General features: G+C 31.9%; 24 protein-coding genes and 6 pseudogenes. 19 read left to right on the top strand and 11 right to left on the bottom strand.

Annotated elements, in window-relative coordinates; genetic code table 11:
- Positions 1-20: 20 nt before the first annotated feature.
- A pseudogene (locus DK405_RS04015) lies at positions 21-585 on the top strand (transposase family protein); the annotation flags it as partial.
- A 207-nt stretch (positions 586-792) separates the two neighbouring features.
- Here the strand turns inward: DK405_RS04015 and rnc are convergent.
- Both rnc and lepB read right to left on the bottom strand, forming a co-directional pair.
- The gene (gene rnc, locus DK405_RS04010) at positions 793-1,533 is read right to left on the bottom strand and encodes a ribonuclease III (protein WP_045912994.1); all 741 of its coding nucleotides are present in this window, start codon (positions 1,531-1,533) and stop codon (positions 793-795) included.
- A gap of 55 nt (positions 1,534-1,588) precedes the next feature.
- A complete protein-coding gene (lepB, locus tag DK405_RS04005) occupies positions 1,589-2,329 on the bottom strand; it encodes a signal peptidase I (protein ID WP_011945011.1) in 741 nt (246 codons plus the stop codon).
- 549 nt (positions 2,330-2,878) lie between these two features.
- Between lepB and DK405_RS04000 the strand changes: the two genes are divergently transcribed.
- A complete protein-coding gene (locus DK405_RS04000; RefSeq protein WP_064613057.1) occupies positions 2,879-3,754 on the top strand; it encodes an IS982 family transposase in 876 nt (291 codons plus the stop codon).
- Here DK405_RS04000 and DK405_RS12730 read toward each other — a convergent pair.
- Positions 3,751-3,924, bottom strand: coding sequence for a hypothetical protein (locus tag DK405_RS12730; RefSeq protein WP_155730063.1), 174 nt, complete (start codon positions 3,922-3,924; stop codon positions 3,751-3,753). The genes DK405_RS04000 and DK405_RS12730 overlap by 4 nt on opposite strands.
- Before the next feature lie 118 nt (positions 3,925-4,042).
- Entirely contained in the window at positions 4,043-4,390 is a 348-nt protein-coding gene (locus DK405_RS03995) for a recombinase family protein (protein ID WP_045913060.1), read from the bottom strand.
- Between the two features lie 72 nt (positions 4,391-4,462).
- Here DK405_RS03995 and DK405_RS03990 point away from each other — a divergent pair, with 72 nt between their 5' ends.
- From DK405_RS03990 to DK405_RS03975, 5 genes and pseudogenes are all read left to right on the top strand, one after another.
- Complete coding sequence (locus tag DK405_RS03990) at positions 4,463-4,612, top strand: hypothetical protein (protein ID WP_155730064.1); 150 nt, start codon at positions 4,463-4,465, stop codon at positions 4,610-4,612.
- A 77-nt stretch (positions 4,613-4,689) separates the two neighbouring features.
- The gene (locus DK405_RS15005; protein WP_052691759.1) at positions 4,690-4,941 is read left to right on the top strand and encodes an MFS transporter; all 252 of its coding nucleotides are present in this window, start codon (positions 4,690-4,692) and stop codon (positions 4,939-4,941) included.
- Entirely contained in the window at positions 4,922-5,224 is a 303-nt protein-coding gene (locus DK405_RS15000) for an MFS transporter (RefSeq protein ID WP_080946516.1), read from the top strand. The genes DK405_RS15005 and DK405_RS15000 overlap by 20 nt, the downstream gene beginning before the upstream one ends.
- Before the next feature lie 45 nt (positions 5,225-5,269).
- Positions 5,270-6,092: pseudogene (locus tag DK405_RS03980) on the top strand (IS5 family transposase).
- A 652-nt stretch (positions 6,093-6,744) separates the two neighbouring features.
- Positions 6,745-11,289 carry an autotransporter outer membrane beta-barrel domain-containing protein gene (locus tag DK405_RS03975; RefSeq protein ID WP_045912720.1) on the top strand — a complete coding sequence of 1,515 codons (4,545 nt, stop codon included), beginning with the start codon at positions 6,745-6,747 and terminating at the stop codon, positions 11,287-11,289.
- Between the two features lie 719 nt (positions 11,290-12,008).
- On the opposite strand, the pseudogene DK405_RS13895 reads toward DK405_RS03975, so the two are convergent.
- The 7 genes and pseudogenes from DK405_RS13895 to DK405_RS15395 form a co-directional block, all read right to left on the bottom strand.
- A pseudogene (locus DK405_RS13895) lies at positions 12,009-12,249 on the bottom strand (TraE/TraK family type IV conjugative transfer system protein); the annotation flags it as partial.
- A gap of 26 nt (positions 12,250-12,275) precedes the next feature.
- Positions 12,276-12,611 (bottom strand): hypothetical protein, encoded by a 336-nt coding sequence (locus tag DK405_RS03960; RefSeq protein WP_045912722.1) that lies wholly within the window; start codon positions 12,609-12,611, stop codon positions 12,276-12,278.
- 88 nt (positions 12,612-12,699) lie between these two features.
- The gene (locus DK405_RS03955) at positions 12,700-12,906 is read right to left on the bottom strand and encodes an integrase (RefSeq protein WP_012461740.1); all 207 of its coding nucleotides are present in this window, start codon (positions 12,904-12,906) and stop codon (positions 12,700-12,702) included.
- A complete protein-coding gene (locus tag DK405_RS12725) occupies positions 12,903-13,046 on the bottom strand; it encodes a hypothetical protein (protein WP_155367757.1) in 144 nt (47 codons plus the stop codon). Before DK405_RS12725 ends, DK405_RS03955 begins: the two co-directional genes overlap by 4 nt.
- Before the next feature lie 79 nt (positions 13,047-13,125).
- A complete protein-coding gene (locus tag DK405_RS03950) occupies positions 13,126-13,266 on the bottom strand; it encodes a hypothetical protein (protein ID WP_223844930.1) in 141 nt (46 codons plus the stop codon).
- A gap of 176 nt (positions 13,267-13,442) precedes the next feature.
- A complete protein-coding gene (locus DK405_RS13890; protein WP_231967625.1) occupies positions 13,443-13,583 on the bottom strand; it encodes a hypothetical protein in 141 nt (46 codons plus the stop codon).
- Between the two features lie 27 nt (positions 13,584-13,610).
- On the bottom strand, positions 13,611-13,736 hold the full coding sequence (locus tag DK405_RS15395; RefSeq protein ID WP_331828134.1) for a hypothetical protein: 126 nt from the start codon (positions 13,734-13,736) through the stop codon (positions 13,611-13,613).
- A 645-nt stretch (positions 13,737-14,381) separates the two neighbouring features.
- Here DK405_RS15395 and DK405_RS03940 point away from each other — a divergent pair.
- The 12 genes and pseudogenes from DK405_RS03940 to DK405_RS03890 all read left to right on the top strand — a co-directional run.
- Positions 14,382-15,383: pseudogene (locus tag DK405_RS03940) on the top strand (DnaB-like helicase C-terminal domain-containing protein); the annotation flags it as partial.
- 237 nt (positions 15,384-15,620) lie between these two features.
- Positions 15,621-15,767, top strand: a pseudogene (locus DK405_RS13880) (HD domain-containing protein); the annotation flags it as partial.
- 567 nt (positions 15,768-16,334) lie between these two features.
- On the top strand, positions 16,335-16,691 hold the full coding sequence (locus DK405_RS03930; protein ID WP_081420634.1) for an Arm DNA-binding domain-containing protein: 357 nt from the start codon (positions 16,335-16,337) through the stop codon (positions 16,689-16,691).
- A pseudogene (locus tag DK405_RS03925) lies at positions 16,688-16,834 on the top strand (conjugal transfer protein); the annotation flags it as partial. The gene DK405_RS03930 and the pseudogene DK405_RS03925, both read left to right, overlap by 4 nt.
- Positions 16,831-18,525 (top strand): conjugal transfer protein TraN, encoded by a 1,695-nt coding sequence (gene traN / locus DK405_RS03920; RefSeq protein WP_064612624.1) that lies wholly within the window; start codon positions 16,831-16,833, stop codon positions 18,523-18,525. The pseudogene DK405_RS03925 and the gene traN, both read left to right, overlap by 4 nt.
- Positions 18,522-19,220 (top strand): conjugal transfer protein TraF, encoded by a 699-nt coding sequence (locus DK405_RS03915; RefSeq protein WP_064612892.1) that lies wholly within the window; start codon positions 18,522-18,524, stop codon positions 19,218-19,220. Before traN ends, DK405_RS03915 begins: the two co-directional genes overlap by 4 nt.
- Positions 19,217-19,846 (top strand): conjugal transfer protein TraH, encoded by a 630-nt coding sequence (locus tag DK405_RS15390; protein ID WP_081420631.1) that lies wholly within the window; start codon positions 19,217-19,219, stop codon positions 19,844-19,846. The genes DK405_RS03915 and DK405_RS15390 overlap by 4 nt, the downstream gene beginning before the upstream one ends.
- A gap of 49 nt (positions 19,847-19,895) precedes the next feature.
- A complete protein-coding gene (locus DK405_RS15385; protein ID WP_331369583.1) occupies positions 19,896-20,111 on the top strand; it encodes a hypothetical protein in 216 nt (71 codons plus the stop codon).
- A complete protein-coding gene (locus tag DK405_RS15380; protein ID WP_331828119.1) occupies positions 20,065-20,520 on the top strand; it encodes a conjugal transfer protein TraH in 456 nt (151 codons plus the stop codon). Before DK405_RS15385 ends, DK405_RS15380 begins: the two co-directional genes overlap by 47 nt.
- Entirely contained in the window at positions 20,520-22,415 is a 1,896-nt protein-coding gene (locus DK405_RS03895) for a conjugal transfer protein TraG N-terminal domain-containing protein (protein WP_081420633.1), read from the top strand. Before DK405_RS15380 ends, DK405_RS03895 begins: the two co-directional genes overlap by 1 nt.
- Positions 22,402-22,536 carry a hypothetical protein gene (locus DK405_RS14995; RefSeq protein WP_269459330.1) on the top strand — a complete coding sequence of 45 codons (135 nt, stop codon included), beginning with the start codon at positions 22,402-22,404 and terminating at the stop codon, positions 22,534-22,536. The genes DK405_RS03895 and DK405_RS14995 overlap by 14 nt, the downstream gene beginning before the upstream one ends.
- Before the next feature lie 5 nt (positions 22,537-22,541).
- Complete coding sequence (locus DK405_RS03890) at positions 22,542-24,296, top strand: type IV secretion system DNA-binding domain-containing protein (protein WP_109510527.1); 1,755 nt, start codon at positions 22,542-22,544, stop codon at positions 24,294-24,296.
- Positions 24,297-24,299: the final 3 nt, after the last annotated feature.

The raw sequence follows: 24,299 nt of genomic DNA, 5'->3' as shown, positions 1-24,299 counted from the left end.
AGATCTGATTTGAGGTAATAATAAAATTCGATCAGATTAAAGAGTTAAATGATGAAAAATTTTGTCGATTAACAGGAGTAAGGAATGGAACATTTTCAAAGATGGTGAATATTTTGAGGAAAGCTGATGGTCTTAAAAAATCAAAAGGTGGGCGTAAAAATAAGCTCAATTTGGAGGAACAGTTGCTGATGGTCTTAGAATGCATTAGAGAATACCGTACTTATTTCCATATATGTTAGAACTATGGGATTAGTGAAAGTTCAGCATATAAAGCTGTAAAATGGGTAGAAGGAACACTAGTTAAACACCCAAACTTTGCTCTTCCAGGTTGTAAAGCTCTAATGAAGAGTGATATAAATTATGAAGTAGTCTTAATTGATGCTACTGAGACTCCTATAGAAAGACCTAAAAAAAATAAAAATTCTATTATTCATGAAAGAAGAAAAGGCATACACTAAAAACTCAAATAGTTGCAGACAAGAAAACCTACCAAGTAATATGTACAGATTTTCTAACGGTAAAAAACATGACTTTAGATTATTTAAGAAATACAAAATTCTTATCAATCCTAAGGTTAAAGTGATTTAGTTAAATATACTTGAAACCAACCTTGTAAATACATGCCTTGTAGCCTAAGAATACCGTCAGTTTTTTAAGTTTTCAAAAAAGCTAGGTACTTATCTAAAATTCAGGCTATTAGACTTAAGATTAATACTGTATTACTAGCTTTCTTTTGTACTGTTGCTATAACTTTTATTTTATTGCAATTTTACATATTTTCAACATACAATGCTATGCTTCAAGTTTTGAATTTGCAAAAACAGTAGATAACATAAGTTGTGCTGCGTTTTTTTGAGCTGTTTTAATTGTTGTACCTTTACCATATTGAGGTTCTAATCTTCCAACTTTAACCATCACTTCAAATAAAGGACTATGAGACTGTCCAGTTTTAGATGATAGTGTATAAGTTGGAATACCAAAATTTTTACTTTGAGACCATTCTTGTAAAGCGCTTTTTGGATCAGCAATTAAATATAATTCATGATCTTTGATTAATACCTTCCATAATGAATTTACAATGTCTTTTATAACGTGAATACCACCATCTAGATAAACAGCACCAATAACAGCTTCCATTGTATTTTCAATATTGTTTTTATTACTTCTTCCTCCGCATTTTTCCTCATTTGCAGTCATTATGATATATTTATGCAAATTAATTTTCTGAGCAATTAAGCAAATTGACTCATTGCATACTAAAAAGGCTCTACTTTTAGCTAATTTCCCTTCGTTATAGTGACTAAAATTTTTAAATAACGTTTCTGAGATTACAAGATTAAGTATTACATCACCTAAGAACTCCAACCTTTGATAATTTTTAGTATATCCATATTGATTAATAGAAGGATGAGTTAATGCTTCAATTAACAAATCAATACTATTAAAATTATAGCCAATTTCAGACTGTAAGGCATCTAGTTTAGTATAATCAACTTTATATAGTTTATTGCGTTCATTATTAGTATCTCTCATGTTATTGACTAGCATTTATATTAAATATTAATTACATTTGTCAAAATGTACTTTATTATATTTTTTTCAATAACCTATTATACCTTATTGATTTAATCCAAGGTATTACATTTAATACTGCATGCAAAATATTATTGCTCTCTGACCAAATTTCTTTTGCTGCTGAGAACCAAATAAATCTAGCTTTGGAAACTAAGTTGTTAAGATGTACATAACCTATATCAAATCTACTATCTGCTGAGTTATCTCTATTATCACCTAGAAAAAAATAATGATTCTCTGGTACATGAAAAACAGAAATATGTCGTATTTCGCGATGTTTTTTTGCTATAAATTGAGTTAAATATTTAACATTATTAGGTAATGTTTCAAAGTACTGGTCATATTCTACTCCTTTTTCATTTACATATTTACCAATATATTCTCTATTAAGTGGAATATCATTAATAAAAACTTGCTGCCCATCTATAATTTTAATAGTGTCACCAGGCAATCCAATTAACCTTTTAATATATTTCTCAGATAATGGATCGTGAGGTGGTTGAAACACTATTACATCACCACGTTCAGGTTTAGAAGCAAAAATCTTACCTTCAAAAATTGGTAAATTAAATGGTATGGAATATTTACTGTATCCATAACTATATTTAGTTGCAATAATATAATCACCAGGTAATAAATTAGTAGCCATAGAAGGAGTAGGAATATAGTTTAAATCAAAAACTGTTACTCTGACTAAAACTACTATCATCATTAATACACTAAATTCTTTAAGAAAGGATCTAACTTCTGACATAAATTATACTAGATAATAAATACTATAAATCTAAATTAATACTGCAAGCACTTCTACAAACACACAAAAAATAATTACTTTTAAAGCAAAAAAATAAATCACGATCAAAACCTGAATAATTCTAATATAATCAAAGTTTTATCAATTTTTAAGTAGTATAATTGCATTATATCTTTTGCATGACATATGAATTCTTGCAGAAGTTATAACAGCATTAAAGAATATATGTTATTACATTCACTTGCAAGCACCAATTCAAAAGTCTAAGAAAAAGTTAGTAAAAAGGTTTGGACTTTTATTCAGATAATTTAAAACTATAATAGCGCAAGCAATATGATTTTTTTTGTATTTTGTAAATTTTGTATTTAACATTCTATAATATGCCTTTTGTTAAGAAGCAGAATTTTTAGATTAGAAGCAACATCTAAAGCAATTGATAATAACGCCAGTTTAGGATAAGAGGAAGCAGGGAAGGCATAATACAAAAGGTATACAAAGAGAGAATGTTGAGTTAAAAAGAAAATTTAAATAAAAATAAAATAACCCAACATGAAAAAATGTATTATAACAGTATACTATTTAATAGATAATTTTTGCAAGATATATCAAGACTGGGAAAGAAAGAGATTAATACCAAGTAGTAATCAAAGGAACAGAGATGGAAAGTTGTCCTTAGCTGAGTTATTAACAATAACGATATATTTTTATTTATCTCCATGCAAGGATTTTAAAAATTATTATCTATATTACTTGCGTTATAAGTATAAAGAATACTTTTGTTTACCAAGCTATAGTACGATAATACAACTATTACCTAGAATGTTGCTACCATTAGCCGTATTAATGCATTATCTGAAAGGAGAAGAGACTGGTATATATTACATCGATTCTACAAAGTTAGCAATTTGTCATAACAAACGTATTTCCAGCAATAGAGTTTTTAACAGATTTTCTAAAATTGGTAAGAGTAGCTATGGCTGGTTCTTAGGTTTTAAGCTGCATCTCATAATTAATAATAAAGGTGAAATAATGTCAGTTAAAATTACTAAAGGCAATAAAAGCGATCTATCTGTAGCTTCAGTTATTTCTAAAGGCTTATCTGGTAAATTGTTTGGTGATAAAGCTTACATATCTAAAGAGTTATTTCATCAACTCTTCTCCAATGGTCTACGTTTATTTACTAATCTTCGTAAAGATATGAAAACATATTTATTGGACATAGATGATAAGCTTTTATTAAATAAACGTTCCTTAATTGAGTCTGTCTTTAATGTACTAAAAAAACACATGCATTTAGAGCATACTCGACATCGCTCTCATATTAACTTCTTTGTTCATATAATTGCTTCTCTTGCTAGTTATTCCATCTCCAAACTTAATCCCTATCTTATCTCTTCTTCTTTCTCTTCTAATCACTTATCCTAAATTAGCGTTATTAGGCTTATCAGCATGTCGGAAAATTTATCATCGGCATAATTATGATTTGCTATTTCTCTATCGATATCTTCTCTTTTTTGAATTAATGACTTTCTTTTAGCTTCATAATCTTCTTTATTCATATCACCATCTAAAAATAAATCTGTTAATCTATCCATGCGATTTTTTATTTTTGTGTGCTCAGCACTTAGTTCACCTATTCTTTGATTATGATATTGTTGTTCTCCTTTTGCAGAAAGTTTAATATAAGAAATTACTTCAGATAATAATTCTGGATCAAGTTATGGTTTTTTTATTCCAACCCAAACGTACCTCCCGACATTTATCAAATAATTCTTTACTAATAATAGGTGGATGAATATGAAGATACTCTTTTCCTGTTTTTTGCACTCTCATGACCGCATAATAAAAAGGATTTTGCATAAGACTGTGCAAATGAGATAAACACAAATAGCCTTGGTTGCCTCGTGAATTAGTCAATCCCCATTTATGTGTAAGTTTTACAAGTGCACTAATGGTATAAGCACCTGTAGCATATTCCTCGAATATTTTTCTAACCAAAAGAGCTAGCTGTTGGTCAATAATAATTTGCCCCTTACCACGGTCGTGCTTAGCACCTTTCATCTTATAATGGGAAAATAGTATTTTTTTCTCATAGCGAAGTTATTGAGGAATTTCCAACTACATTGGGCTCCTTTGGCAAAACAAGGTTTACAAAATTATTATGTTCCTGGTAACCATATTTCTATGAATTCAAAACATTATGTAGAAGAAATGGCAAAAAAACTATATGAAATTATTACTAAAGAGAGTAAATTAATGGTAGGGAAAAATTTTATAACCTAATGAATATTTTATATGAATAATAAATTACTACCTTTTTTGCTGTTATTTTCTATGGTTGCTAATTGTATTGAATAGATATGTCAGTGCCTAGTTTTCCTGATATAGCGCGCTACTTTAATGTGACAGAAGGAATAATCCAGCTAACGATTTCTTATAATTTTCTAGGTTTTTTTATAGGAGGATTTCTCAATGGTCCTTTATCAGAGTGTTATGCTAGAAGAAAGATTATGTTAGCTGGTAATGCCCTAATGTTATTGGGAGCGATATGGTGTGTATTTGCACCAACTATCAATAGCTTACTTATAATTCATTCAAGGAATAGGAGCTAGTACTTCTATTGTGCTAGTATTTGCTATAATTGCTGATATATACGAGGGATTGCAAGCAATGAGATTAATATCATTCATAAATGGGAGTCTTACAAGCTTAATGGCTATAGCACCTATTATTGGTGGTTTTGTGAATGAATTTGTAGGGTGGAGAGGGAATTATATGATAGTTGCTTTCATAAGTTTAATTTCTTGGAGCTTGCAATTCTTCTTTTTGCAAGAAACTAGAAAAACTTTAGAACTATTTAATGCAAATAATATAATATACTTCTTTCGAAACTAGAGAATGATGTAGAATGGTGTTATAAAAATCTAATTTGAAGTAATAATGAAATTAGATCAGATTAAAGAGTTAAAGGATGAAAAATTTCGTTGATTAACAGGAGTAAGGAAGAGGACATTTTCAAAGATGGTGGATATTTTGAGGAAAGCTGATGGTCTTAAGAAATCAAAAGGTGGACGTAAAAATAAGCTCAATTTGGAGGAACAGTTGCTGATGGTGTTAGAATACCTTAGAGAATACCGTACTTATTTCCATATAGGTCAGAACTATGGAATTAGTGAAAGTTCAGCATATAAAGCTGTAAAATGGGTAGAAGACACCCTAGTTAAACACGCAAACTTTGCTCTTCCAGGCCGTAAAGCTTTAATGAAGAGTGATATGAATTATGAAGTAGTCTTGATTGATGCTACTGAGAATCCTATAGAAAGACCTAAAAAAAACAAAAATTCTATTATTCATGAAAGAAGAAAAGGCATACACTAAAAACTCAAATAGTTGCAGACAAGAAAACCTACCAAGTAATATGTACAGATTTTCTAACGGTAAAAAACATGACTTTAGATTATTTAAGAAATCCAAAATTCTTATCCATCCTAAGGTAAAAGTGATTACTGATACAGGATATCAAGGCATACAAAAAATTCACAATAATTCTGAATTACCAAAGAAAAAAAGCAAGAAAAATCCTTTAACTAAAAATGATAAAAAGAATAATCATAGGTTAGCAGGAGCAAGAGTTGTGAATGAAAACGTTATTGGTATGCTAAAACGCTTCAAAATTATTGCTGACAAATATCGAAATAGACGTAAAAGATTCTCTCTTAGATTTAATTTGATCTCTGGCATTTATAATTTTGAACTACCTTAACCAGTTTCGAAAGAGGTCTATTACTATTGTTAATAACTAAGACAATGATTACTTCCTATCTCTTATCTTTTTCTTTCTACTTATCATATTGTAGCGTTAATAGATATATTAATCCTTAGTATTTATTCATTTTTGTTACCATTTTTCTTATTTTTTTTAAAAGTATCAATTTTACAACATTGTATCACCTATTATACTAAATATTACTTACTATAACCTTTAATAAATTTTACACTCTATTGTTTTAACTTTCAAAGTTCAATTAGCCAGCTACAATAATTTGAATTTAGATAGAGAAAATTTTGCTACTTATACTTCACTAGCTTTTCATTAAATCAACTTTAAATAAATGTAAAAAGTATTAATATAATCTTGAATTATTGGACTCTGAATATTCTTGTAAATTGCTATATAAGAATTTAAACTTAAAGTTAGCTGCTGTACTTAATTAAATTTAAAGTATGTATTAGCTATTATAGAAACTAAGCTGAATTAGATGTAGAGTTTTAATCTAGCATAAACCTGTAAATCAAACAGTAATTTACATAAATTTGAGAATTTATACTCACTTTATATGCTTCTTTAATACACATTAATTCTACTTAGTTTACTATATTGTAAATTTTTATTAAGAAATGATAGAGGTCTAGCGATGAAAAACTCAAGAAAGATATCACTAATTTTTTTTACAACTTTATTTACTATTAGTAATATTACAATTACGCAAACAGCTGATAATGATCCATCAGCTTCATCAAGTAGCAGCGGAGTTTTTACTGGTAGTGGGGCATCGCAGAGCAATAACGCAACTGAAAGTAGTAATGATAATCAGGGAGACACAGGTAGCGGTGCAACAAATAATCCAAGTAACCCAATTGAAGGAGCTAGTGGCACTAGTCCTGCAACTGGTGCCAGCAATGCAACTGGTGATAGCGACGCGACTGGAAACAAAGAAGCAGATGGGGATGATAGTGTAACTGATTCTGGAGCATCGCAGAGCAATAATGCAACTAAAGGCAGTAACGATGATCAGGGAGACACAAGTGGAGGCACAGCAAGTAATCCAAGTAATCCAAGTAATCCAATTGAAGGAGCTAGTGGCACTAGTCCTGCAACTGGTGCCAGCGATGCAACTGGTGTCACTGAAACGACTGGAGGGAGTGCAACTGGTGGTGAAGTAACTGATGGCAAAAAACCTAAAAAATCCCCTTTTAAAAAACTAAAAGAATTTGGTAGTACTTTATCATTAAGTGGGAACACTAAGCCAGAAGAACCAAGTGAAGGTGCAACTGGAGAAAAAGGATCTAGTACATCAACTTTTAAAAGAATAAGAAAACAACTTGCTAGTAGTACCTTGTCATTAAGTAGTACTACTCATGAAGAGTCTAAACCTCCTATTGTATTAAGTGATCCTACTAATAAGTCGGTAGAGATTAATCCAAATAAAGGATCTGGAGTACAGAAAGTCATAGTTAAGCAGCCTGAAGTAGCATTTGAAAAAATGGAAGGTAAAAATGACAGTATTGAGATAAATGTTGAAACAGATACTAAAGTAACTGTAAAAGGCGATGATGGCTCTAAGATTAAACTGGTAAATTTAAACCTCAGTAACTCTGAGCTCATAATAAATAATACAACATATTCAAACAGTGATCTTAAACCTACTTCACCTATTACATCAAGTGTCTCAATGCCTAATCTTTCTGATACAGATGTAAGCAGTAGCAGCTCTCCTCCAACAAGAAGAAGCTCATCAATAATTCAGCCTACAGGGCCGCAGCCATTTGATCTTTCCTTTTTTAGCTCTACAACTCATGGCGGAAAAACTGAAGCCACAGATAGATCAATATTTACTGGTTTTGGATCGTTTGTTACGCGATCACCTACAACATTATCTAGTGATTTAAAGATTTGCGGAAATATTGATGTTGATAAACCATTGCAATTAGTTACTGTCACTCCAGTAATGCTAAAAACACTTACTGTTGAACGATCCAAACTTATACCTAAGAAGTCAGGAGTTTTAAAGCTGAAATCAAATCTTATGGCTAATATAGAAGGCGAAGGTGCTACTATTATTACTAGTGGTAGTAGTTTTAGCATTTCTTTTAATAAATTTGGTACACAGAATAACCCTATTCCTGTGCAAGTAGATGGTGTATTAGAATTACAAGCCGAGCTGCCCCCTAGTGATTCAAATGAAGTGAATATGCATGCTAGCATAACGTCTAAAAAACAATCAGTATCAGAAGTACATTTTTTACATTCTCCTAATAGTAATCTAACAAGGTATAATGTTCATGGCTGTATTGGAACACCTGATTCTATAGTGGAAAAAGTAGTGCTTAATGGTCCAACAATGCTAAATGTTACTGGAAATGTATATGTAGACAAAATGAAGCTAAAGTCTTCAAATAGAGTTTCTCATGGTGATAGTGAGCCACATGGAGGTATAGTATTGAATGGTGAAATGTATAGCAGATTAGTAGAGCCATCTATACCTAACTATGGAAAAATAACTATACATGGTAACCCTAGTACTAAGTATGATTCAAATAATTATAAAAGTATATTTTATGGAAATATTGGAACTGATAAAAATAAGGTATCTAGAATCGAATTTGCAGAACATTTAAATAATCCAAACGGAATACGTCCTCATACTGAATTGTTTGTAAGTTATGATAAAAGTACGAATAAATCTACTATTTTTTGTAGTGATATTATTTTTAGTCATCCAGAAGATACGGTTAATATCCTTGGCAATACAGATATCAAAGGTAACATAGGAACAAAAGGTAATAGTGGTGGAAGAATTATAGTACGTAATAATGGTACACTAACTCACAGTGGTGGTGATATTGGAAATAATAAAACTAGTGGTTCTAATTTACTTCAAGCAATTCATCTTTGTGAAGGTGCATCTTTTATTTCTAAGCATGATAGTAATATTATACCTCATACCTGTAATATAAAAGAAATAACTTTAGACAAAAACAGTAATATTGAACTTAATAGTAATGCTGATTGGAAAACAGATATAATTCCTAAAGGCACTGGGGCAAAACTTACAATGAGTCAAGGAAGCTATAGTGGTAATATTGGAAATCAGGCCAATCCAATGGAAAGTGTTACATTGCTACCAAAGTCTAAAAGACCATCTTTAATAGAAGTAGAGGGATCAGTATATACGCATCAATGTTCGATTAGTGATAAATCATCTGCTAAAGGTGAGGTGAAATTACTTGGAGATTATACTATTACAGCTCAAACTAATGAAGAAAATGGTGGAATCAGTATAGGTAATGCAAAAATTGACCTTAGCAGCAATACACTAACTCTGGCTAGTGATAGTATTAGCATATTGGGACATAAGTCAAAAAAAGGATCTAGTACTAATCCTGAAAAATTTAAGAAGAAGCCTGTTACTGTATTTAGTATAAACTATACTACTAACTCAGATGGGACTGTTAAAACTCAAGGTAAGTTAAAATTGAGTAAATACTACGATCCAAATAACAAAATAATAGTAAATGTCGATCATCAAGGAGATTTAAGGGATTTAAGTAAACATGGAACTCAAACCGTGATACAGCCTGTAGATATTGCTAACACTGGAGGGCTAGCTGTAGATAACTTGGTCTACATATGCGATGGTAAATGCAAGTGGCAGCCAGTAGAGTGCTCTGATGGAAAATTCGTATTTGCTGGATTGGTAGATAAGAAGAAAAAAGACAAAGGAGATGATGGCACTTCAGGTAGCAGTGGTAGTAGTGCAGCCCCATCTGCTAGAGTTAGTCCAGAAGTAAGTGATGATGAAGAAGGTGATAAGGGTGAAGATATACAAGCGTCTACTGTTTCTCATTTACATAGTGAGGATAGTGCTCATGGCAAACAGTCGCATGGTAAAGATCATACTGAAGATCCTAAAGATCCTACTGAAGATGCTATTGAAGCACTTGCTCGACTACTTGATGATCCTGCACCGCCTCCACAACCTGCTGATGAACAACCACAGCCTGACCCTGATGAGCATGTGCAACCGGTTGTTGCGCAACCAATTGCTGCTGGTGCTGGGCAACAACAGCAACAGCAACAACAGCAACAACAGCAACAACAGCAACAACAGCAACAACAGCAACAACAGCAACAACGGTATGTATATACTTCATCACCTTCTAGTGATGACCAAGAGCAAAGTAGTAAGCCAGAACCTATTCTACAACCAATATTGCCAAAAATTTCTGATGCACACTTAAAAAGTGGAGTACATGCTACAGTTGCAGCTATATCTTCTATAGTTGAATCTAAGGCAGCAAACAACAACTCTGGATCAGATATAGTATCATCTGGATCTAATATCAATAAACAATCATGGAATATTTGGGCTGATGGCTTTTTCTCAAATGTTAATCAACAAGACCATGAGCATATTCAAGGATATAAAACAGATATTAGCGGTATTTCTATTGGAGCAGATAAGCATTTGAAAAATAATGCTATTATCGGTGCAGCTATTTCATATGCCAAGTTTGATACTAAACATACAGATAGCAGAATAGAAAAAATAAATAGTAACGTTTACTTATTATCTTTATATGGTCAATATTCGTTTCAAAGTACTACATTTATTCGAGGAATGGTAAATGTTGCTAAGTTCAGTGATGATAGTAAAAATAATTCTCTAACATTATGGCAAGGGCATAGTTATCATGGTAGCCTCACCGTAGGGCATTATTTTTATCCATTAAAAAATAATAAGAAGCTAACTTTAGTACCAACTGTTGGTGTTAGACATTCGTACTTTAATACTTCTGGCAATGAATCAGTAGATAATTCATCTAATAAAACTATAGGTGACAGAAGTCATAAAGCATTAGAAGGAATAATTGGTATCTCTGTAGAGCAGTTAGTTGCAAATAATAATCTCAATGTACTTTCTACAGTCTATGGATATGTCCATCATAACCTATATGATTGTCAAGATAGTGCAAAGCAGCTACCAAACAGTAACTCTACCTTCAATCCAGATGTTATGACTGCTCGTGAACAGTGTTTACATAAAACATTCTATCAATTAGGTGTTAAATTAGCTATTAAGCGTAATATAATGGATATAGGTATTGCTTGTGACGTTTATTTGGCTGAAAAATATATTAGCCATACTGGAATAATATATGCAAAGGCTAGCTTTTAGCCCTTGCATTCCAGCATAGATAAAGCCAAATAATTATCTGATCTTGCGCAAAATAAAACAAGGTATTGATTTTGCAATAAAAATGAGATGTATCTTTCAATACAAGAATATCTCATTTTTTTGTTATTATAAAAACCTGAGTTTGATATAAAGAGTATGCTAATATATTATTGTCATCAATATCATACAAACTGTTATATCTTAAGCAAATTGCATTAATTAATAAGCTAGATATAGTAGCTCTTAAAAAACCATCATGTACATTTTACTATGCTTTTAGCTGGCATGTAAGCGCAATAGCACCTTTCCTCCCAAAGACCATACAAGCAAATAACATAACTGATGGTACTATGGTAATAATGAAAAAATAAAGAATATGGACATATATTAGAGTATTCACATTCTTATTCTTATGTTTAAATCCTATTGAAGAAAATGGTTTCAAGCTAAATCAAGACAATTGAAATATCACTGTGACGTAACCACTCTTTTCTAAAAGTATATAATATAACTGTTTTACACTTGGCTAGCTATATCTTAAATAAGAACTATCACATCACATCGTATAGAATTTCATTACCAATATAATTGAATTAAGATAGAGGTATATTTAATACCTCATAATCTCATCTTACAAGTCGCATAGTCAGTTTTAAATTTTACAACTTGAAAATTTATATTACTTACATCTATTATGTTTATGTAGTTACCAAAATATATTCTACATTATTTGAAGAAGTAGTAAACAAGCTTTTCATCACAAAAATTGCCCATTCTTTTAAATAAGTTTCATGGTAATTTTTTGATGAAACCGTCATTTTACGATCAGAATCTATTGCTGGAATTAATTAACCACTTTTCTTCTTTTGTAATTGCAGCTATTATCACAATTACATTAGCTGCAGCTAGCAATATAGTTACTGAAAGTAAGCATTTATTATATTTAACCAGCTCTTGTATAGCATTTTACTTAAAGAGATGATTCATTATTTGCCGACTTTTTTGCCTAAAAGCCTTGGATATCCTAATGGAGCTAGCAATACCACTTTAGCTACTAAAAAACTTTTTAGCAAAAAATTCTCCGATACATCCTTAAATTTCTTAAAGCAATAACATAGAGCAATTTCTCTAACCATAAATGCTAGGCCTAATTTAGCATGCCTACTGTTTAGTAGTACAATTCCTGGAGCTACTCCAGCTAGCACTACTCCCCATTCATCAATGCTCAAACCCATATACTTCAATGGCCTCGATAACGCCCAACATAATTTTTGATTTTGCATAATCACATTCAGCTGCAATTGAAGCATGAGATTTCTCATTCTACTCTGTGATTTTCAAAAATTTGCAAAATCTCTAATATAGCAGGCCTTATTTCTCAGATAAGCTGTTTATTATCAGTCTTTCTTATTAGCAACCTAATGATGCTAAGATTTCAGGCATTATCTTGTCTAGTTCAGTATTAGCATTATCACTTGTTAACATATTGTTTACAACTTTATTTGTAGCTGCTTTTACCTTGTCTACACTAGTTCTAGCATAAATTTCAGTTGTTGAAACACTACTATGTACTAACATTTTAGCTATTGTATTTAGTTCTTCTCCATTATTTATCATCCAAGTGGCAAACGTTCTTCTAAGATCATGTATTGTTCATCTTGTATTCCAGCTCTTTTGCGAATTTTATTCCATGCGTAGTGTATTGCTGCATCTAACCAGTGTTTGCTATTACCTCTATTGGACTTGGAAATATCCATTCACTATTTGTGTCTTGCTTTAGGTATTTCAATATTGTTATTACTACATCAGCTAATCCTATATATAGTGTCTTTACTCTTAGTTGTGTTGTGGTATACACCATATTTTTTCGCTAAAGCTTATCTCTTTCCATCTCATTTCTAATATCTTTAATTGTTTTTGCTCTTCTGTTAATTGACTATTCTTTTTCTCTTTCAGAACTTTCATGAGTCTTGCCATTTCTTCATTTGTTATATATCTAGATCTTGATTCTTGCTTGTACCTTTTTATTCTACATACAGGATTTTATCTAATAATTCCCAGTCTATAGACTTATTGAATATAGGACTTAAGTTCATAAGAGTATTGTTTGCTGTTACATAGCGCTTCTTTTCTGTTATTTTATCAAAAATTTTCTAAATATCTTCTTCGGTAATCTCAGATATCTTTTTATGTGGTATAAAGGTGCTGTATAACTCTTTACTATTACATAGCTTTTCTTCCAATCTTCCAACTTTTTTCATGATAAATACTACTATATTCAGCATATTTTTCATGCGCCTGTCGGAATGTTAGTTCATTCTTTAATTCAAGTCTCTTATGTTTTTTTCTCTCCTTTCTCTATTTATCTTGCGTCTTTCCTCCATTGGATGTATTCCGTTAGCAATATCCTTTTTCAACTTCATTACCTTCTTCCTAGCCTCTATCACAGTCAGATCTGGTGAAGTTCCTATTTTTATCCTAATATATTCCACTAATGTTTATTACTAAATAAAATCTTCTAAATCCAGTATATGATATTATCAAAAGTAGGTTCCTTTCTTTTATATATCTAAACTGGATTATTTTTTCTTCTTTGGTGGTACTTTTATTTTATTTAATGCTGCTTGCGTAAATTTAAATAATATTACTGCCGTATTTATTACCCTTCATTAATTTAAAATTGAAGTAATTAAATAATAACTTATTAATTTTTAAAATTAGCTTAAACTTATAATGTATAGTATGCTTTTTATTTAATAGCAAATACTTTTGTAAAAATAAAAAATATTTTTAAGCAACATTACCAACTGAAGGTTACTCTAAGCTTATCAACTACAAATTCAAGTTGCTTGATTAAAAATTAGCATTCCAATTAGCTAAATATCATACATATATTTGTGTTATTTGTGCAATTGACATCAAGATATTATTATCATATTGACAAGTAATATTAACACAGCTACAGTTAAATTCATATATCAACTCAGACGAGAATAAACTACATAGCCGATTTTATTAAAGCGTATAAAGCTTACAATAACTCTTACTCTAACTTATTTCTTCTAGTTAGTTAATTTTTCTTAAACCATGAATCTATAAGTCAAATCGAAACTGCTGAATCTCAATTATATGATCTAGGTTCAAGAGGAACTTTAAGTAAAGGATTTATAAAATTACAAACTTCAATTGAAGAATCATGGACATCAATTTCAGCTGCTATTAAAAATAAAAACTCTATTAATGGCATTAGTAGTGGACTACTGGATCTTGATTCAAAGCTTGGAGGGTTAAAAAATTCCGATCTAATAATATTAGCTGGCAGGCTTTCAATGAGTAAAACTGCTTTAGGAGTTAACTTAGCAATAAATGCTTGTAAATATTTTCTTACTCAGAAAAATACTAAAGATAATGTAGTACCATCAGTTGGCTTCTTTTCTTTTGAAATGTCATCTCAGCAAATCTCTACTCGAATTCTTTCTATATAATCCGAAATTAATAGCTCTGCATTATTTAACGGTAAAATAGATGTACAAGATGTTGATAAGTTGAAGACTGTACAAGATGAAATACAAAAGTGGAATTTTTTTATAGATTACGCTCCTGCAATCTCGATATCTGCAATTAGATCTCGAGCTCGTAGACTTAAACGTACTCATAATTTAGCAATATTATTTATTGATTATTTACAGCTAATAAAAATTGATAACAGAAGAAGTCAGTATAATAGAGTTCAGGAAATTTCTGAAATTACTCAGAGCTTAAAAGCTCTTGCAAAAGAACTTAATATTCCAGTAGTAGAACAAAGGTCAGATAAAAAGCATATTCTCTCAGATCTGAGAGAATCAGGCTCCATTGAACAAGATGCTGATATTGTAGTGCTTATATATCGGGACGAATATTACTTGTATAGATCAGAACTAGATCTAGGCACTCCAGAACACATGGAATGGCAAGAAAAGCAAGATAGATGCTTTAATACTGCTAAAATAATTGTTGCTAAACACCTTAATGGTCCGGTTGGTACAGTGAAGTTGCGCTATAATAGTAGGTATTCTAAATTTGGCAATATTGTTAAAAACTCTCAGCAAGGTTAATAAACGCTAGATTATGCATAAGATGAAAAAATGCTGGTCAAAAAAAATTACAGCAAAATTTTACTCATTAACACCAGAGATATGCAACTCAAGATTGTTTTTTTTAACATCATGATAACTGAATCAAAAATTTTATAGTTTAATTTGCTTCTTTCCTAGTTGTTATCTGAGATTAGAGTATACAAAAAGTTTAAATTATGGTATAATTTATTAATAACCATTTAGAGATGGAAAACGATAGATTTTTATAGTGAGAGCTTAATAAATAAGCTGTTCAGAACCAACGTAAGATTTAATACCAAAATTGATCTTGATAGAGTTGAAAAAGCAATATTTTATGCTAAAACATTACGTAATAATAAAGCTACAAATACATATCAAATATAAAGAAGAAAAGTTAATTTTTGTTAACTTCTGCACTTGATAGAACCTACTATTAACTTATGTTAACTTTTATTAATATTTTTTAATCAAGCTTTAACTTTAACTATAAATATATTTGTAATATTTATCAATATAACAAAAAAATTAAGGCAAAAGGTAGAAAATAGGTAGAAAAAATTCAGGAAATTGGGGTCAGTTTTCAATCTAAAGGTTAAGATGATGGTTGAAAAATGCATACCAACCTAGAGTTGGCAAAGCGGTTTGGAAGTCAGGTATGTTATAAATAAATTAGTATAAAAATTTGATTCAAATAAAGAGAATAATATAGATACCTTGTTTAGGTAATTGTAATATGAATTAATATACAATTAATCTATGGTATAATTATGGAATCAAGATCATTAACATTAAAGTTAACAGATAAGTTAATAAGAAAAATAAAAATTCCGACTGAAAGAACATCAACCATCAAGGATAAAATTGAACCAGTACTTAAACTAAGAATATCACCGACAGGAAGAAAACCATGGTCTTTTGAAAAAAAAATTTAGAAAAGAAGGGATAAAAATGACGATAGGTGTATTTCCAGATTTATCTATTAAAGAAGCTAGAAAAATAGCAAGAGAATTAAAGAGATTAATGGCGAAAGGAATAGATCCAAGAGAAGTACAACGTCAACAACAGATAGCAGAAGATGAGAAACGTCTAAAAGCAAGACAAGAGATTACATTTCAAGAGCTGTATTATAGGTATATTGAAGAGTATGCCAAAATATATATTATAAACTGGCAGAGCGATGCTGCAAGAATATATAATTATGGGAAACTGTTATTTTTAAAAAAGATAAGTGAGATTAAAAGTAATGATATTGAACAAATATTCAATGATATCAGCAAAGATGGAAAATATGCGACAGCAAAATAGATCCTAACTTGTTTGAAAAATATAAAATTGATGTTGTACCTGTAATAGTAATAGATGATGAAAAAAGAGGATTAACCAAGAAATTAACTGGCCATATTCCTTTAGCAACAGCATTAGAAATTATGAATGAGAATACTCCATGAAGCAACTTATAGTACTAGTTTTGATAATATTGAACATCAATTGTTGTTTAGCTTCAATGCAAAGCAGTTATAATGAAGCTAGCAACTATAATGTAAATCTTGGAAATTCTTCAAATACACAAGAATTATTTCATCAAGGTAGTAATGTCAATTATCCTAATAATGATGAGGATTTAACCTATCATGGCCGTAATCAGCTTAGTACAGAAAGTGGGGCAATGTTATTTCAAGCTGAAAACAGTAAAAACAATGCCTTAACTCAACATAATATCAACGATCAAAATTATATGATAGCTAATTCAATGAGAATTGAATCTGATCCTTTAAGTGCCCTTGATAGCAGTAACTTCGTAACTCAGACAAGTACAACTAATACTGAAATTATTCAAAGTTGTACTGAAGGCAGTAAGTTCAATATTGAACTTATTCGAGAATTAAACGTTGAGTGCAAATTAGAGAATGTATGGCTTCCATGGCAAAGCCGGCAAATGGAATTTGCAACAGAAGAAATAAAGGAGAATCATAGTAATTGGATTAATAGTCGTAGCGATGTCTATGATGATGAATTAGATGCGCAAGTATACTGCCTAGCAGATGATCCCGAAGCAATTGTAAAACAAATGAAATGGGCTATTGCTAATAGGCTTGGTGCATCTATACACCATGTTGGTAGAAATTTGTTATTAGAAGTAAATGAAAAAATATGTATACTTCACTATGACTACAGAGATAAGACTCAAGAACTAAGGAAAGTAGCAGAATATTGGAAAGTTTTAAACCCTGAACTTGAGCAATTAACAGAAAGTAACGAATGCTATGAGGTCAATAGAATCAACTATGATGGTGGTGATAGAGTATTTTTTGACAAGTTTAAAGTCAATCGTCCATATTGGAAACAAAAGATTGTTTTTTCATGTACTAGCGATCCAAAAGATGGTTGCAAACACCTTAAAATTCAAAATTGCGAATTAAAAAACAGCACTTGCCAAAAATCAGTAGCAAATATTTGTTTACTATGGCAGCACGATTATAGCTGTTCAACTGAGAAGCAAACAATGCTACACTCATCATTGCGTAATAACTCAATCTTTTGTTTAGGAGGCAATTGCAATACTCCAACTATTATACCAAACAGGGATATAGCTAAAGTAGCTCATATAGCGATGCTAAATCAGATGAGCAAAGATATTAAAACAAATCCCGTTTCTGTATTTTCAGGGAAACATCGCAAATGCAAAAAAGATGTATTTAGTTTTTTGAATTGCTGTTCTTCAATGACTGGCTGGGGGCGTGATATAGGCTTATCACAATGCAAATCTAAGGAACAAGAATTAGCTCTATATAGAAAAAAAGGTTACTGCTATTACATTGGAACCTACTGTTCTTCAAGAATTCCAATATTAGGTATTTGCTTAGCTAGAAAGTCTACTTATTGCTGCTTTCAGTCGAAACTTGCTAGAATTTTTCAGGAAGAAGCAAGAAAACAGCTAAAAATAGACTTTGGAACACCTGAATGTCCAAATTGTAGAGGCCTTACTGTTAAGGAATTACAAAAAGTTGATTTCACTAAAATCAATATGGATGAACTATTTGGTGATATACTCACTAAGGCTCAAAACAGCATGAACAAAGACATTATTGCAGGAATCAAAGATAAAGTTCATCGTATGCAACAAAGTCAGTCTAAATGAGCAGATTACTAATGGTTATGATATTAATTAGTCATTTATCCACTGTTGATGCTTCACCAACAGGATTTCTATGGTATAATGATAAACATGGTCATGAGCCTGATGACTCTACTTCTAAGTTGATAAATTTGGCCCATGATCATAGAATCGAGGAATTAAAGGAGCAATTTAATCGAGCTCAGCGTATAGCGCTTGATAATCCAACGCTCGAAAATGTGATTACAGCACAAAGATTGCAGAAGCAAATCATGGAGAAGGCGCATAAGTTTGCTACTATGTGGCAGCTAGCTACTCTACTTGATTATCAACTGATTAATGCTCATGAGCCATCTAATAGCTTACATAGAAAGCTGTATCAAGAAAAATCAGAGCAGAAAAACGACTTAAAACTCAAAAACATTGCTAAAAACTGGGGCTTGATTCTGCAAGTTAAACAAGATTGCTTGCTCTGTAATGCCTTTATGCCTATTGTTCAGAGCTTTGCTAATAAATATGCATTTCAGTTGCTAGCTGTCAGTAAGAATAATGAGTTGCTGAATAAACTAAACCCTAAGCATATTGTACCTGTGTTATACCTAGTAGCTAGCGATGGTAAAAAAATATATTCAGTAGCTAGAGGCATAATTTCTGAAGATAAAATTATCGACAATATTCTAGCAATCGATAGATATTATCATAAATTGGAGACTAGATGAGCATCAAAATCAGAGTTTATGCTATTACAATACTATTATTGCTACAAGCTCCAGTATCACTGGCTTGGAATATCGAAAACGTATTTCAAGGAATGAGTGTTAATGTCACCAGATCTGGATCATATCAAGATCAAGCGGCTGGATATTATGCAGCTGGTGGATTGTCTGCTCGAACAAGCCAAACATCCTTTCAGCCATTTGCTATAACTCCACCATCTTTAAACATGAGCTGTAGCGGTATTGACGCCTATCTTGGTAGCTTCTCTGTTATTTCTGGAGAAGAATTAGTTCAACTAATGAAAAACATTGGTTCTCAAGCTAAAGTTTATGCATTTTCATTAGGATTAAAAACATTTGCTCCACAGATTGAGAACGCTCTCAAGGACTTGCGTAATCTAGCAATGGAGATGAATCAATTTGCCAAAGGAGATTGTGAATTAACAAAAGCATTATTTGCTACAGCTTTACCAAGAAACTGGGCTATGAGAGAAGCTGTTTGCCGTGATATACAGTCACAAAGTGGATTTGATTATTTTGCTGCTAGTAAAAAATGTCGTAATGATTTAGCTCAAAAACAAGCTCTGCGACAAGCACAAAATAAGGATTCAGAGCTAATGCTAGAATGATTATAACATCTTCACTAAAGCAGCAGCAAAGGTTGGAATACCATCAGATATGCATGATTCAATCATGTCTATGACTGGCACTATCGTGGTTACAAACAATAATGTACACTTTTATGACTCATTAGCTCAGGATGAAAAAAGTTGGATTAGTCATTTAAAAGGCGGAGAATCAGCCTCGATTTACAGTTGTGATAATGTCAGTTGCTTGCATTCAACGCTTGCGACGAAATATCACAATATCACCAGAGCAGTCTTATGCAGGTAAAGCTAAACAACAATTTACTAATCTAAAAAATAAGTTTGATCATAATACTGAATTTAGTAACCATGAAATAGCCTTTTTATCTTCGATTGGAGATATATTTCCGATTTATGATTATATTACATTAGAAGCTATTTCTGGAGTCACAATTTTAGATAGCTCATCAGAATTAATAGCTAGCTATACATTAGTTCAGCATTTGAAGGAAGTAATCACCGAAATACGTAGAGCCGTTACTTCACTAGGTGCTAAGCAAGTTTCGAATGAACATTTAGAAAGATATTTGAAGGAATTGAATCGGGTACAACTTTTTGCAAATGAGAAATGGACTAGCCTACAAACAGATGCAAGTCGAATAGATAAAAGGGCTAGATTAATAGAGCAGCATTTAATAGCGAAGGAGAAAAGTTAATGGATTACGTAATATACACATTTGGTGGTGGAGATCTGTTATGGCATGTGTTTAACGGCATAGGCAGAGTCTTTGCTTCAAATAGCGAATACTTCACTCCAGTAGGCCACTTAGCCTTGACTATTGGCGGCATATGGGCTGCTACTAGGGCTATTTTTAGAGGAAATATCGGCATCTTTGCTATGGAGTGGTTCTTTCCATCGATATTTATTTTTACGCTGTTATTTGCCCCCAAAGCTACTGTTTGGCTGAAGGATGAGGTATCAATGAGTGCACCAGTAAAAGTTGATAATATTCCGATAGGTATTGCAATGTTTGCTTCTCTTTCCTCGCAAACGAGTTACTTTGTGTCCAAAATGTTGGAAAATCATCTTTTACCGGCTTATGAAGGACTATCAAGCAGAAAAACTGGTATTATGTTTGGAGCTAAGGCTGTAGCTAAGATTCGAGATGTGCAAATACATGATCCAGTAACTTTAACTAATACGAAGGAATTTCTTAGACAATGCTTTATGAAGCCTTACATCATAGGTAATATCTTAGGAAAAAAAGCAGCTGCTCAACAAACTAATGACATTATAGGATTTATCGAGCAGAATATACCTAATAATTTCGGTATTTATTATCGCGAACCTAGTAATTTAGGTATTAGTTTCAAGACATGTAGGCAAGCTACTCCATTAATTAAAGCAGCAATTCATAAAGAATTAAATGAAGGGCTTTTAACAAACTTTGCAGCTGCGATTGGAGTTCAATCTGATCAGTCACACATGTTAAGTCAAAGACTAAAAGTCATGACTGGCGACACACTAAAATATTTACAGAGAGAGCAACAAGATATTCATGAATGGATGAAGCAAGCTATGCTACTTAATGCTAATCGTGAGTCATATGATGACTGGCGTGAGAAGTTTTCATTATCACGAATTTATCCTAATTTAGTTAGTATGCATGCAATCAGAGGGCTATTTCAAAAGTCGTTTTCGTATCTAGTAGCTGGAGAAATGGCTGCTCACATGATGCCTATTTTACAATCTGTTTTTTTTGCAGTAGTAGTTTCAATGATCTTTATTGTATTTCCAATGGCCTTACTGCCTGGTGGTTACAACATACTCAAAACATGGATTCTATTAATAATATGGGTCAGCAGCTGGCCAGTATTTTTTACAATAATCCATTGTCTAGGAATGATCAGCTTATCCAGTAAATCTGGAGCTTTCGGTAGTGATTATGGTCTGAATATGCTATCGCAAGGAAGCTTTGCAGAGATGATTTTATATAGCTATGCGACGTTTCAAATGCTTGCATCATCAATACCAATGCTTTCTTGGTCAGTGATAAAAGCTTGCGCTCATGCTACAGCTAACTTAGCCAGCCAGTTCTCTCCTATACAAGTTGCTAGCAGCTTAGGAAGCAACATAGTCGACAATAACTTGAGTATGGATAATTACAGCATAGGCAATAGAACTATTTCTCAACAAAACCTAGCTCCTTCATTACATATGGCTGCTATTATCAATGATGGTAGTATAAAAGTCACTACAACGGATGATGGTCGACAAATTATAAATAAAAACGTAGATTTATTATTAGATAACTACCGCTCTTCTGCACTGCTACAATCTGGATATCAAAACCAGTTTGTGCGTTCACAGAGCAATCTTGATTCACTGACAAAAAAAGAGTCCAATCTTATTTCAACAGGAAACTCCATTACCATGGAAATAGCCGACAGGATAACTCATGATGAAGCTCTGTATATAGGTCTAACTGAGAGTGAATACCAAGCTCTGCAGAAGGTTGGTTCTAGTAGCATTGCTACTACTGAGTATACAGGTACTAGCCACAGTAAAAGTAGTAGTACTAGTACTAGTGCTGGAGGTGGGGTGTGGTGATTTAATACTAAATATCATTGCAGAACATGAAACAATGTTAAAAAGGTTAACAGAATTGAAGAATTTTACTGGAGTAAAAGAGTATGAGCAAAAACTACAGATATTGAAAAAATACTCTTGAGATAGATGAATTTTCAGAATCAAGGAAATTTCACCAGAGGCTCGCAGTTATTTGCCCATAAGTTAAGAATGTTTGGGCAAGGTAGTACCAACGTTTTTATAATTGGATTAGGATTATCGATATTCTGGATTATATGTCGATTATATCAAAAAGTTTTTCTGAGCAGCTTGTATTATTTTGCAATTGAAAGATATGTGCAGCTTAAGCTAGCAATTGGTGAGCATTTTTATGATATCGATCAAATAGGCATTAAGTTTTATAGTTTAAGGTTTAAAAAATGGATGCACCTCAATGCTCAAGACTTTTTGCATGAGTTTTATACAAGCCAACATGGATTTAAAATACAGCAATTATTGGAATTCTTAATTAATTCAGCATTGTTAGAAGGATTAATTGTTTTTGCTATTGGTGTGATAATCTCAATTGTTTTCTTTACAGCTCAAGGTAAAAAAACGATTATTAAGGCCAAAATTAGAGGTGCTGATTTTGTAGGATACAAATGCTTAGCCAAAATGCTAAAAAGAGCTAAAAAGGCCTCTAAAATCCGTTTTGGAGGCTTACCATTAGTAAAGAATAGTGAAAGATTACACATTCTGATTACTGGAACAACAGGTACCGGTAAAACTAATATGCTTAACGAACTGCTACCACAAATTCGATTACATAAGGATCGAGCAATAATTGTAGACACAACTGGAACTTTTATTGATAGATTTTTTGACTCTAAATGTGATAAACTGCTTAATCCTTTTGAAAAAAATAGTGAACAATGGTTGCCTTGGAATGATTGTTTTGAAGCAGCTGATTTTCATGATATAGCGAGTAGTTTTAGTAATTATACTCCTAAACTTGATGACTTTTTTGCTAAAAATGCTGAATTAGTCTTGTCTGAAGCATTGAAGCTATATAAGGATGATAAAGATATCATAAAACTAATTCATACAATCATTTACTCTGATAATAGACAATTTGCAAAAGCTTTTAGAAACACAGCTGTATCAGGTATTATAAGCGAAAGCGCGCTCGAAACTTCTGCAGGAATTCAATCTACTCTTGGAAAGAATATTACTTCGCTACAATATTTAAAGCCTGGAGGTAGTTTTAGCATCAAGGAATGGTTTAGTAACTCAAATGAAACTGGCTGGCTATTTATCACAGCTAACCCAAATCAAAGAGCTACTTTATGCCCACTTATTTCAGCTTGGATAAGCATAGCTATCAAGGCTTTGATGTGTAGAAATCCTAATCATGATAACAAAAACATGTGGTTTATACTTGATGAACTGCCAGCTCTACAAAAAGTTTCGTTTTTACCAGTTGCTTTGGCTGAAAGTAGAAAGTATGGAGGCTGCTTTGTTGCTGGATTGCAGAACATTCATCAATTAGAAGCAATATATGGGGCTGCTGAATGTGATTCTATGCTGGATTTGTTTAATAGTAAATTTATTTTTCGAGTTAGCGATCAGGTTACAGCTTATAAGTCAGCATTAACACTAGGTGAACAAGAAATTATTGAAACTCAAGAGAACTTGTCATATGGATCAAATACTATGCGAGATGGGGTAAATATGAATAATGTTGAGCGTAAAAAGATTTTAGTTATGCCATCTGAAATTATGAACCTACCAGACCTTACATGTTATGTAAAGCTTGCCGGTAACTTTCCTATCACAAAACTAACTATGCAGCTACAAAACTTAAATACAGCTTTTGTTTGTGAATATAAATTGCTCAAAAAACTTAAGTTAGTAGAGTATTAATTC

This window comes from Orientia tsutsugamushi, from assembly GCF_900327275.1.
Lineage (GTDB): Bacteria > Pseudomonadota > Alphaproteobacteria > Rickettsiales > Rickettsiaceae > Orientia > Orientia tsutsugamushi.
Note: the sequence above shows the minus strand (reverse complement) of the source record. Positions and strands in the feature narration are given on the sequence as shown.